14 protein-coding genes are annotated in these 11,126 nt (G+C 73.3%); 3 read left to right on the top strand and 11 right to left on the bottom strand.

Annotated elements, in window-relative coordinates; all coding sequences use genetic code 11:
- From ACLQ29_RS12500 to ACLQ29_RS12485, 4 genes are all read right to left on the bottom strand, one after another.
- Positions 1 to 1,525 (bottom strand): hypothetical protein (locus ACLQ29_RS12500; protein WP_425771764.1); only part of this gene is annotated, 1,525 nt, incomplete at its 3' end.
- 108 nt (positions 1,526 to 1,633) lie between these two features.
- On the bottom strand, positions 1,634 to 2,638 hold the full coding sequence (locus tag ACLQ29_RS12495) for a glycine betaine ABC transporter substrate-binding protein (protein ID WP_425771763.1): 1,005 nt from the start codon (positions 2,636 to 2,638) through the stop codon (positions 1,634 to 1,636).
- Between the two features lie 201 nt (positions 2,639 to 2,839).
- Positions 2,840 to 3,580 (bottom strand): ABC transporter permease, encoded by a 741-nt coding sequence (locus tag ACLQ29_RS12490; RefSeq protein WP_393369445.1) that lies wholly within the window; start codon positions 3,578 to 3,580, stop codon positions 2,840 to 2,842.
- Positions 3,577 to 4,263, bottom strand: coding sequence for an ABC transporter permease (locus tag ACLQ29_RS12485; protein WP_393369442.1), 687 nt, complete (start codon positions 4,261 to 4,263; stop codon positions 3,577 to 3,579). Before ACLQ29_RS12485 ends, ACLQ29_RS12490 begins: the two co-directional genes overlap by 4 nt.
- Before the next feature lie 2 nt (positions 4,264 to 4,265).
- On the opposite strand from ACLQ29_RS12485, the gene ACLQ29_RS12480 reads away from it, so the two are divergent.
- Positions 4,266 to 5,270, top strand: a complete 1,005-nt coding sequence (locus ACLQ29_RS12480; RefSeq protein WP_425771762.1) for an ABC transporter ATP-binding protein — start codon at positions 4,266 to 4,268, stop codon at positions 5,268 to 5,270.
- A gap of 126 nt (positions 5,271 to 5,396) precedes the next feature.
- Here the strand turns inward: ACLQ29_RS12480 and ACLQ29_RS12475 are convergent, their stop codons facing one another.
- The 7 genes from ACLQ29_RS12475 to folP all read right to left on the bottom strand — a co-directional run bounded on the left by ACLQ29_RS12475 (position 5,397) and on the right by folP (position 10,010).
- Entirely contained in the window at positions 5,397 to 5,900 is a 504-nt protein-coding gene (locus tag ACLQ29_RS12475) for a hypothetical protein (protein ID WP_425771761.1), read from the bottom strand.
- 53 nt (positions 5,901 to 5,953) lie between these two features.
- Complete coding sequence (locus ACLQ29_RS12470; protein ID WP_387191700.1) at positions 5,954 to 6,262, bottom strand: hypothetical protein; 309 nt, start codon at positions 6,260 to 6,262, stop codon at positions 5,954 to 5,956.
- Between the two features lie 52 nt (positions 6,263 to 6,314).
- Positions 6,315 to 7,547: an ABC transporter permease gene (locus ACLQ29_RS12465; protein WP_425771760.1), complete on the bottom strand. Its 1,233-nt coding sequence runs from the start codon at positions 7,545 to 7,547 to the stop codon at positions 6,315 to 6,317.
- A 118-nt stretch (positions 7,548 to 7,665) separates the two neighbouring features.
- A complete protein-coding gene (locus ACLQ29_RS12460) occupies positions 7,666 to 8,205 on the bottom strand; it encodes a DUF3180 domain-containing protein (protein ID WP_393369430.1) in 540 nt (179 codons plus the stop codon).
- Between the two features lie 19 nt (positions 8,206 to 8,224).
- A complete protein-coding gene (folK, locus tag ACLQ29_RS12455) occupies positions 8,225 to 8,752 on the bottom strand; it encodes a 2-amino-4-hydroxy-6-hydroxymethyldihydropteridine diphosphokinase (RefSeq protein WP_425771759.1) in 528 nt (175 codons plus the stop codon).
- On the bottom strand, positions 8,749 to 9,117 hold the full coding sequence (folB, locus tag ACLQ29_RS12450; protein WP_425771758.1) for a dihydroneopterin aldolase: 369 nt from the start codon (positions 9,115 to 9,117) through the stop codon (positions 8,749 to 8,751). The genes folK and folB overlap by 4 nt, the downstream gene beginning before the upstream one ends.
- On the bottom strand, positions 9,114 to 10,010 hold the full coding sequence (folP, locus tag ACLQ29_RS12445) for a dihydropteroate synthase (protein ID WP_425771757.1): 897 nt from the start codon (positions 10,008 to 10,010) through the stop codon (positions 9,114 to 9,116). Before folP ends, folB begins: the two co-directional genes overlap by 4 nt.
- Before the next feature lie 355 nt (positions 10,011 to 10,365).
- Here folP and ACLQ29_RS12440 point away from each other — a divergent pair, with 355 nt between their 5' ends.
- Both ACLQ29_RS12440 and ACLQ29_RS12435 read left to right on the top strand, forming a co-directional pair.
- Entirely contained in the window at positions 10,366 to 10,680 is a 315-nt protein-coding gene (locus ACLQ29_RS12440) for a hypothetical protein (protein ID WP_238682298.1), read from the top strand.
- A 13-nt stretch (positions 10,681 to 10,693) separates the two neighbouring features.
- Positions 10,694 to 11,056: a hypothetical protein gene (locus ACLQ29_RS12435; RefSeq protein WP_357252872.1), complete on the top strand. Its 363-nt coding sequence runs from the start codon at positions 10,694 to 10,696 to the stop codon at positions 11,054 to 11,056.
- Positions 11,057 to 11,126 lie beyond the last annotated feature (70 nt).

Here is an 11,126-nt window from a genome sequence, read left to right as displayed (position 1 = left end):
GCTCCGCGTGCTGGCGCGGCTCCGCGTGCTGGCGCGGCTCCGCGTGCTGGCGCGGCTCCGCGTGCTGGCGCGGCTCCGCGTGCTGGCGCGGCTCCTCGTAGCGGCGCGGTTGCTCGTGCTGGCGGGGTTCCTCATGGCGGACCTCGGCCCAACGGTCGGCCACCCGGTACTCGGTGCCGGTGGCGTCGGCGCGCACCTCGGCCCGGCGCTCGCCGACGCGCAGCTCACGGCCGTTCTCGTCGTCGCGGACGGCGGCCCACCGGTCACCGGCCCGCAGCTGCGACCAGTACTCGCCCGTGTCGTCGGCCCGCAGGGCCGGACCGGGCTGGGGAGCGGCCGCACCCGCCCGATCACGCTGTTCCGACCAACCGCGATCGTCCGGGCTGTCCCAGGAGCCCGAGGCCGGCCGCTCCGGCGCGTGGTGCGACCTGGCCGCCGGGCCGGGCTCGTCGGGCTCGGCGTACGTGTCGTGTGGATCGGTCCACTCCGGCTCGTCACGGCGACCCGTCGCCTCCCACGCGCGGTCGTCGCCGGAGCGGGTCCGGTCGTCGCCGGGGCGCCGGTCGGCGTCGTACCCGGCTCGGGGGTGCTCCACCGGCTCGCCACGTGACCGGCCGGCCGAGCGGCCACGCTCATCCGCGCCGCCGCCCCGGGTCCACTCCTGCGCCGGTGGCGTCCACCGGCCCGGGTACTCGCCCTCGTAACGCCCGGTCGGTTCGGCCGGCCCGCCGTCCACCACCGTGTGCCGGGTGGTGACGTGCACGGTCTCGGTGTGCCGGACCACGCCGCCCGGCCGGTGCGCCGGCTCGGGGCGGTCGTGCTCCCGGGGACGCGCTGAGCCGTGCGCGTTGTCGGCTGGGCGCGCCGCGCCGTACGTCCTCGCGGTCGCCCGCGGCTCGGCGGCGTCCCGTGGGTAGGCCGGCTCGTCGTCGTCCGGGTGCGCGGCGCGGCCCCACCGGGACGCGTCGTCCGGGCCGGCGGCTCGGGCGCGGACCGGCGGCGCGTCACCCGGCACCTGGACGCGGCTACGGGCCACCGGCGCGTTGTCCACCTGCGGCGCGACACTCGGCACGCGCGCCCGGCCGGGGCCCGGCGGCTCCCCAACGGGAGCGACGGGAGCGGCGGCAGCGCCGACGGGAGCGGCACCGGCGAGAGCGGCACCGCTGGCGTCCAGCCGGCGACGGACCGCGGCGATCCCCTCCTGTGCCCGGTGCGCCTGGTCGAGCGCCTGGCTACCGCGCTGCGTGGCGGTGGCGATCTCGGTCCGCAGCTCCCGGCGAAGCTCCTCGATCTCATCCAGCAGCTCGTCGGCTCGCGCGCCCTCATCGTCGGGCCGCAGCGCGATGGAGAGGCCGATCAGCACCACCGCGACGATGGCGAGCACCGCGGCGAAGCGCAGCGGGCCGTTACCGTCGGCGACCAGCAGGATCAGCGCCGCCACCGGGGCGAGAGCGACCCCCGCCCAGAAGAGCACGGTCAGCAGCGATGGTCGACGTCGGGCGTCTGCGGTGGCCTGGGCTGGCATGGATGTGCAGCCTACCGACGAGCTTCACCGGAGGGAACGGGGTCCCGGGATGCGCGGACGCCCCCACCCGGTCAGGGCGGGGGCGTCCGCGGCACGCCCGGGAAGGGCTCAGCTGGTGGCGAACGCGCCGTCCGAGGAGAAGATCAGGCCCACGCTGATCGAGCCGTCCCGCAGACCGCTCTTGGTGAGCGGTCCACCCTGGTCCAGGGAGGAGAACGAGCCGACCTTCAGCCCGTACGTCTTCTCCAGGCCCGGCTTGCAGAAGGCCCGCTGCTCGCACTCCGGGGGGCCACCCAGCTTCGTCGCGCTGCCGGAGCACTTGGCGGCGAACTCGGACAGGGTCCGTACGCCGTACTTGTCGGCGAACTCCTTGGTGACGGCGAAGGCGTTCTGGTCCTGGGCGGCGGCCGGGGTGCCGAAGGTGAGGCCCACCTTGTCGCCCTCGGCCTTGAGCGCGGTCACCGTGGTGTTGATGTCGGGCGAGGAGATCGGCGGAGGAGTGCCGCCCTTGTCCTTGGTGTTGAGGAACTCGGCCATCGTCGCCGCGTACTCCGGGACGACCTGGATCTCGCCCTTCACCAGCGCCGGCTCGTACAGCTCGCGGTTGCCGATCTGCTGCACCTTGACCTGGTAGCCGGCGGCCGTGAGGGCGATCCGGTACAGCTCGCCAAGGATCTGACTCTCGGCGAAGTTGGCGGCGCCCACCACGATGTCGCCGCCCGGTCCCTTGGCGATGCCCGCGGTGACGTTGTTGGCGCTGGCGAACTCCTCGGCCGCCACCTTGGCGGTCTTGCGGTCCTCGTTGACGGCCTTGTTGAGCTGGACCAGCTTCGGGGTGTCCAGCACGGCGGAGACCTTGTCCAGCGCGGCGAGCAACTGCGGGTTGGCCGCCTTGCTGTTGACCGCGGGAATGACGTTGTCGGAGTTCTGGAGCTTCTTGTCGTCCTGCAGAGCGATGAGCTGCTTGCCGGCGACCGGGGCGCACCCGGCGCCGGAGGCGCTCTGCTGGGGCGCGTCGGTGCCGGACGAGCCGGCGTCACCGCAACCGGTGAGAAGTGCTGCCCCGGCGACGGCGCTGATCGCGCCGATCGCCAGACGTGTACGTGCGCGCATGTGCCCGCCTTCCGTGTCCCGGCGCGGCCCGTCCCGGGCCGGCCGCGTGTCCGACGGGCGATCCTGACTGTCGGTCGCCCGCGAATATCCACCCAACATGCTCCGCAACCGACCGACAACCTGGGATGGACTTCGTCACCTCATCGTCACCGATCGGACCGACGTCGGAGGCCGGCTTGACGCGGGGCTCACCCGGACGGGTCAGGCGCGCCCGGTGGCGTCCGCGGCCCGGGGCCGACCCAGCCGCTGTCGCCCGCGCCGCAGCGGGCGGGGAGTGACCAGGCGTTCGACCCCGCCGAGGACCACCTCGGCCAGCAGCGCCAGGCCAGCCACCAGCACACCGCCGGCGACGATCTGCCCGCCACCGGCCGCGATACCGATGCCGAAGCCGGTCCGGATGATCTGGCCGAGGCCTCCGCCGTTGACGAACGAGGCAAGTGCGGCGGTCGCGATCACCTGCACCGCGGCGGTCCGGAAGCCGGCCGCCAGGTACGGCACCGCGAGCGGCAACTCGACGCGGCGCAGCAACTGCCCGCCGGACAGGCCCATCCCCCGGGCCGCGTCGCGGGCCTCCGGGTCCACCTGCCGCACCCCGGTGTACGCGTTGGCCAGCAGCGGCGGCACGGCGAAGACGGCAAGCGCCACCACGACCGGCGTCCGCCCGAAGCCGCTGGCGAAGGCCACCGGCAGGATGGTGAGCAGGGCCAGGGTGGGAATGGCCAGGGTGGCGTTGGACACCAGCACCACCAGGCCACCGCCCCGGCCGAGGTGCCCCAGCCAGAGCCCGAGTGGCCAGGCCACCAGGCAGCCGAGCGCCACCGCCAGGGCCGAGATGGTCAGGTGCTCACCGAGCCGGTCCAGCATGCCGCCGGGGTTGGTCCAGTTGAGTGGGTCGTTGATCCAGGTGATCCCCTGGCCGATCGGATTTTCCGCGACGGTCACCGCGCCCTCCGGGCGGACCAGGGGGTCACCAGCCGGGCGACCAGGACGAGCAGGAGGTCGAGCACGAGCGCGAGCGCCACGCAGAGCAGCGCGGCGGTCATGATCTCGGCCTTGTAGAGGTTGTTCTGGAAGCCCGCGAAGATCAACTGCCCGAGGCCGCCATGCCCGACGAGCACACCGACTGTGACCAACGCCACGGTCGAGACGGTCGCCAGCCGTACGCCGGTCACGATGCCCGGGAGCGCCAGCGGCAGATCGATCCGGAACAGCCGCCCCCACCGGCCGTAACCCATGCCCTCGGCGGCCTCGCCGACCTCCGGGGGCACCTGGTTGAGGCCGGCCACCACGTTGCGCACGATCAGCAGCAGCGCGTAGAGGACCAGCCCGACAAGCACTGTGGTGGTCCCGGTGCCCAGGTAGGGGGCGATGAACGCGAAGAGCGCCAACGACGGGATGGTGTAGACGACCCCACTGACGGCCAGGATCGGACCGGCGAGCGGCCGGAACCAGTACGCCAGCACGGACAACGGCAGCGCGATCAACACCGCGAGCAGCACCGCCCGCCCGGTGAGGGAGGCGTGTTCGCGCACGGCGGCGAGGATCGTGTCAGAGTTGTCCCGCACGTACTGCCAGGAGAACCAGGGGTTACCCGGGTCGGCCCGGTAGCTCAGGCGGAAGGACATACGTGGACGTTACCCCGAAGGCTGCCGACGCGGCCCGATCCCCTCACGCGGCGTCGATCTCCCTACAGGGCATCCAGAAGCGCTACCCGAACGGCACCGAGGCCGTCCGGGAACTCAGCCTGGACGTCCGGGCCGGCGAGTTGGTGGTGCTGATCGGCCCGTCCGGCTGCGGCAAGTCGACGGTGCTGCGCATGATCAATCGCCTGATCGAGCCGACCGCCGGCCGGATCACGCTCGGCGACGAGGACGTCACCGACGTCGACCCGGTGCGGCTGCGCCGCCGCATCGGATACGTGATCCAGAACGTCGGCTTATTTCCACACCAGACGGTCCGGGCCAACGTGGCCACCGTGCCGGGTCTGCTCCGGTGGCCCAAGCGCCAGACCCGCGACCGGGTCGACGAGTTGCTCGACCTGGTCGGCCTGGACCCGGCCCAGTTCGGCGGGCGCTATCCGCACGAGCTCTCCGGTGGCCAGCGGCAACGGGTCGGGGTGGCCCGAGCGCTCGCCGCCGACCCGGTGGTGCTGCTGATGGACGAGCCGTTCTCGGCCGTCGACCCGATCGTCCGGACCCGCCTACAGGAGGAGTTCCTCCGCCTTCAGGCCGAGGTCCGCAAGACGACGGTCCTGGTCACCCACGACCTCGACGAGGCGGTCCGGCTCGGCGACCGGATCGCGGTCCTCTCCGAGGGCGGGCACCTGGAGCAGTACGACACGCCTGCCGCACTGCTCGGCGCACCCGCCACGCCGTTCGTACGCGAGTTCGTCGGCGCCGACCGGGGCATCCGCCGGCTGGCGGTGACCCCACTCGACCGGGAGTCGCTGGAGCCCGTACCCGGCGACGCCGCCGCGGACCTGCCCACCGTGGCACTTGACGGCACCGCCTACGACGCGCTGGCGGTGCTGCTCACCTCGGGACGGGACCAGCTCGTGGTGACCGACGCCGGCCGACCGGTGGGTACGCTCAGCCGACACCGCCTGCTCGACCTGGGCCGACCGGCGAACTGACCTGACGGCGACCGGGCTGCCGCCGTCGGCGGCCCGGTCCCGACCGCCACAGGCGCGACCCGCGCCGGGCCAGCTCAGGCGCGACCCGCGCCGGGCCAGCTCAGGCGCGACCCGCGCCGGGCCAGCTCAGGCGCGACCGCCGAGGCTGGCGGTGCCGATGATCCACCCGGTGAGGAAGCCGTAGCCGGCGCCGGTGCTGGCGTCCTGCATGGCTTTCAGCAGCGACGGATCCGGGCCGAGCAGCGCCGCCAGCACGGCGGCGAGCCCGCCGGCGAGCACGTAGGCGGCCCAGCCGGAGAGGAACTGGCTGACCGAGCCGGGCACCCGGGCCACCTGCGCGGCTGGCAACAGGTAGAGCAGGGCGACCGCGAACACCACGAGCAGCACGGCTCGCAGGTCGGCGGCGAACAGGCCGCCGGCCTGCCCGTCCGCGTCGAGCCGCCAGGCCGGCCACGCCAGCAGGCGCAGATAGAAGGCGCCGGCCGACTCCGGGTCGGTCTGGGTGGCGGCCCAACCGGCGTACGCCGGGCTGCCACAGATCCCGACCAGCAACAACACGGCGAGGGCGCCGGTGCCGGCGGCCGTGCCGTAGCGGCTGACCGGACCGGAGCGGTGGAAGAGCGACGCCATCCGCCCAGGCCCCGAACCCGTCGTCCGGGCGGACCTGGGCTGCCCCGAGCGGTTCAGTGCTTCAGCAGGTAGTCGATGAAGGCGGCCCGCAGCAGCGGCGCGGACTCCTCGTAACCGTGACCGGTCAGCTCCCGCCACAGCGCGTTCGCCTCGTCGATGGTGGGGCCGATCGAGTTCGGTGCGCCGTCCAGCACCGTGGCCTCGTCCGCGTTCGGCAGGCGCCGCAGCACCGACCAGTAGAACCTGACGTCGCGACGCTCCCGGGCCAGGGCGAACGCCCGCTCCCGCAGCTCCTCGGTGGACAGCGCGTCGAGCTCGGCGAACGAGGTTCCGCCGGGGGTGGCGGCAGGTGTGTCGGTCATGCGCCGAGCCTAACGGTCGAGATCCGCTCCGGCTCGGCGGACGCCGCCCTGATCACCGCTCGTCGGCGTCCCACCGACGCGGGCTGTCCTCCCAACGCGGATCCCGCCACGGGTCCACCGGCTGCGGCGCGGCCGGCGTCGGCAACGTCGGCGGCCAGTTCTCCACCGACTGCGACTGCGGCATGGTCCAACCCGCGCTGATCGTGCCGTCGGTGACCGGTTCGGGTCGGTCGGTGCTGCCCGGTCGGGGTCGGCCGAACGTCTCGACCAGCCGGGTGACAAGCAACCCGACGCCGAGCGCGGCGCCACCCACCGCCCAGGTGCTCAGCGTCCAACCACGCTCCGGCGCGTACGCCTGGAAGACGGTGACCAGGCTGACCGCCAGCAGCGTGCCGAACACGCCGCCGCGACGCCCGTACGCGCTGGTGCCGGCCAGCAGGGCCACCCCGATCGCGAGGACCGTCCAGTCCAGCCCCGAGGTGGGCGCGACCGACCCGGGGTCCGTGGCCGAGCCGGGGTGGTTGGCGGCGACGAGAACACCGGCGAGGGCGGCCAGCACGGTGGAGAAGACAAGCGCCGCCCCGGTGACCACGGCGGCCACCGCGCCCCGCCGGCGAGCCGGGTCGGCGATCGGCCGGTACCTGCCGACCAGCCGGCGGATCGCCCGGATCGCGCCGAACAACCCGCCGAGGACGGCCACTGCCGCGAAGCCGGCGAACAGGTATCCGGCGCTGCGCCCCGGGTCGTAGTCGCCCTGCACCAGCACGGGCGCCGAACGGCGTTCGATGAACACCACCACACCGGCCGCGCCGGCCAGGCTGGCAGCCCAGCCCGGCACGTGCAGCACCACCACGGTCAGCGCCAGCACGAGCCCGCCCAGCGCGGCCACCGCCACGGCCGGGCCGACCGACGCCGGCAGGCCCCGATCACCCTGCTCGGCGTAGTGCAGGGCGGTGGCGACCGCGACCGGCCCGACGGCCAGGTTCGGCGCCGACGTCCGCAGGCTCAACCCGGCGGCCAGGGCGAGCAGCCCCAACCCGACCGCGTCGACGAGCAGCGCGCGCAGGTTGTCGGCGCGCACGGCGTTCTGATCCTCCTGCCAGAGCAGCCAGCCCACCGTCGCCAGCGCGGCCAGCAGCACAAGCTCCCAGCCCAGCTGCACGCCGATCCGATCCCGGCCGGGCTCACCGTGGGTGGGGTCGTCGAAGACGTTCTCCAGAACGGCGACCGGCACCCCGGACGAGGGCTCGACCGAGCGGTCCCGGCCCGCTTCTTCGTACCCCATCACGCCGCCTCCCCAGTGGCCGGCCGTCCCGGTCCGGCGCGCGGACGGACCGTGGGCAGCCCTTGCTCTCCGATCGCAGGCACCGTACCCGCGCTCGGAGCCGGGCGTAACCCCCTGCTCAGCGCTGGCCGGGGCGGCTCTCCCGTGGGTCCTGCTCGTGGTCGTCGTCCGGACGCTCCGGCACCCGACAGGAGCGCTCCAGCCACAGCGCGGCGCCCACCAGGGCCAGCGAGGCGAGCAGACCCCCACCCGCGGCCGGTCGATCATCCAGGGCCGCGCGTGTGGTCTCCAGGAAGAGCCAGCCGGTGAGCCCCGCGTAGAAGCCCGCGAAGATGGCCCCGGCCAGCGCCGACGCCTTGGCCAGCACCACGAGGCGGGCCACCAGCAGTGGATCGACCGCGTCCCGGCCGGGCTTGCGTTCGATCCGGCCCCGGGTGTTGATCGCGGCGTACCCCTCGAGCACGGCGAGCCCGGCCAGCGTCACCACCGGCAGCCAGGGCAGCCGGGGGACGCCGCTGTAGTAGAGGCCGCTGATCAGCAGCCAGGCCACCGCCGCCGCGGCCAGGGCGGCCACGACGAGTGTCGAAATCCGGGTGGGGCCCATCCGGGACCGGTCCGGGCCCGACCCGCCCGGTGGTGGGGACTTCGCCTGCGTCATGCCGGCCGACTCCGCTCGGTCATGCCGTCGACTCTAACGCCAACTCCGGCCGGGGACGCAGTTCCAGCGCGTCGTCGGCCGCGGGGCCGGTGGTGAGCAGGTCGGTCAGCCAGCCGTGGCCGGGCAGCCGACCGTACGGCTGGATGTCGATCCACGGCCGCAGCACGAAGGCCCGCAGGTGCGCCCGGGGATGCGGCAGGGTCAGCTCCTCGTCCTCGCTGATCACCGGCTCGTCGTCGTCGCCCCAGACCGCGATCACGTCCACGTCGAGGGTGCGCGGCCCGAACCGGCGCTGCGGGTCACGGCCCCGGCCGGCTGCCCGCTCCGCGTCGCGGGCCCGCTCCAGCCAGTCGCGCGGGGTCGCGGTCGCGTCCTGGGCGAGAAACACCGCGTTCAGGTACGCGGGCTGGTCGGCGTCGCCCCACGGTGGAGTCTCGTACACCCCGGAGAGCACGAGTACGGCGTCGCCGAACGTGGCGACGGCCGTGCGTAGGTGGCCCAGCCGGTCGCCCAGGTTGCTGCCGAGCGACAGCACGGCCCTGGTCAACGGGCCCGCGTCCGGGTCATGGTGACGGCCACGTCGGTGAAGGTGTGCGGCACCGGGGCCTCCGGTTTGTGCACGGTGATGGTGGCGGTGCGCACCCGCTCGTCGGCCAGGCAGATCACGAGGAGTCGATCGGCGAGCGCCTCGATCAGGTTCACCGGCTCGCCGGTCACCACCGCGACCAGACGTTCGGCCAGCTCGCCGTAGTGGACGGTGTCGGCGACGTCGTCGCTGGCGGCCGCCGGGCCGAGGTCCAACTCCAGGACGGCGTCGACCACGAAGTCCTGCCCCTGTTCGCGTTCGAAGTCGTACACCCCGTGCCGGCCGTGCGCCCGCAGGCCGGTCAGCTGGATCCGGTCCGTCGTCATCGCCGTACCCCCTGCTCGTGATCGTGGTGCGTGCCCTCCGTGTCCCGCGACGGCCGGGCCAGGCGCGGACTGCCGGTCGCGGCCCAGACGGCCAACGCGTCGACTGTGGCCCGCACGTCGTGCACGCGTACGCCCCAGGCTCCCGCGGCGACCGCCAGCAGGCTGGTGGCCACCGTGGCCGCCTCCCGCTGGGCGGTCGGTCGTGGGGTGCCGTCCGGGGCGGCGAGCAACCCACCGAGGTACGACTTGCGGCTGGCTCCGAAGAGCAGCGGACAGCCGAGGTCCAGCAGCTCCGGCAGGCGGGCGCTGAGTTCCCAGTTGTGCGCGGCCGTCTTGGCGAAACCGAGCCCCGGGTCGACGATGAGGCGGTCGGCGGCCACCCCGGCGGCCAGCGCCGCGTCGATCCGTTGGGCCAGCTCGGCCCGGACGTCGGCCACCACGTCGCCGTAGCTGGCCAGCTCGCGCATCGCGCGGGAGTGGCCCCGCCAGTGCATCAACACCCAGGGGCAGTGCGCGTCGCGAACCACGAGGGCCATGTCGGGGTCGGCCAGCCCGCCGGAGACGTCGTTGACCACCGCCGCCCCGGCCGACAGCGCGGCCTCCGCCACCCGGGCGCGACTGGTGTCGATGCTGACCGCCACGCCTGCGGCCGTCAGCTCGCGGATGACCGGCAACACCCGGGCGACCTCGGTCGCGGCGTCGATTCGTTCGGCGCCGGGACGTGTGGACTCACCGCCGATGTCGATCAGGTGTGCGCCGGCGTCGCGTAGACGGACGCCGTGTCCGACGGCCGAGTCGAGGTCGGCGTACCGTCCGCCGTCGGAGAAGGAGTCCGGTGTGACGTTGAGGACGCCCATCACCACCGGGCCCGAGGCCCGCACCAGATCGGTCACGACTAGACGGTACCGGTCGCGGCAGCGGCGCCAACCGGCCCGGGTCGACTCAACCGACCACCCCTGACGTGCTCATTAGAACAGGTGTACGATCGGTCATTCAGGCAGGATCGGGCCGTCCCTTCGCGGCTTGTCGCAATCCGGGGCGGCCCGTACGCTTTGGAATTGGCCAGCATCGAGATGGCGAAGCTTGAAGGGAGGGCCGAAGCGGGGAAAATCCGCCCAAACCTCGCCACCCTCCGTGGTGAGTAACGAACGCAGGGTCAAGAACGCTGCGCCCTGCGGAGCAGATTCCTCGCCAGGCTCGCCTATTGCACCGCCGCGGCACCGCCGGCCGCGCTAAGGGGAGGTTCCAGTGATCGCCTTCGAGCTCATGGAGACGGCGTCGTCAGGCGTCGCCCACGCGCTCTCCACCCTGGCGTCGGCTCCGCTCGCCGAGCCGGCACCGAAGGGGATCGACACCGACGGTGTGGTCAAATTCTTCGCCGGCAAGATCGCGCCGATCCTGCTCGCCGTCCTGGGCGTCATCTTCATCGGTCGGGCCAGCCGGGGCGAGATCTCCAAGGTGCTGACCAGCTCGGCGATCGCGATCGTCGGGCTCGCCTTCATCGCCGGCGCGGCAACACTCTTCTTCGTCGGTGATTACCTGATCGACCTGATCTTCGAATAGGCGCGTTCACCAGATGCGGCTGCGCACCGACGACGACATCTACCGGGCCCGCCTGGTCTACCTCGGGCCGCCCGGTTACACCCTTCCGGTCCACCTGCCCTACGCCCAGTACGGGCTCTTCATGCTGCTGGTCCCCCTCTACATGTTCATCCACTGGCTGTTCACGTTTACGGTCGAGCTCTTCCCGGCCTGGGAGATCGCGCTCGCCATCGTGACCACGTCGTTCATCTTCCGGCACGTCGACCCCGATCGGCCGGCGCGGGTGGTCATCCGCACCGCGCTGACCGACTGGCGGCGCACCCGGGAGCCGGCGATCGAGCAGCGCGACCCGCGCCTGGTCGGCAGCCGGATCAGGATCCGGGAGGAGCTGGCATGACCGGGCGTACGTCGATCGGTTCGTCACACGACGCGGGTGAGAGCCTGCCGCCCTTCGCCAGGGCCTGCTT

The organism is Micromonospora sp. DT228, from assembly GCF_049841595.1.
GTDB lineage: Bacteria > Actinomycetota > Actinomycetes > Mycobacteriales > Micromonosporaceae > Micromonospora.
The sequence above is the reverse complement of the archived record's forward strand: the minus strand, read 5'-3'. Positions and strand labels throughout refer to the sequence as shown.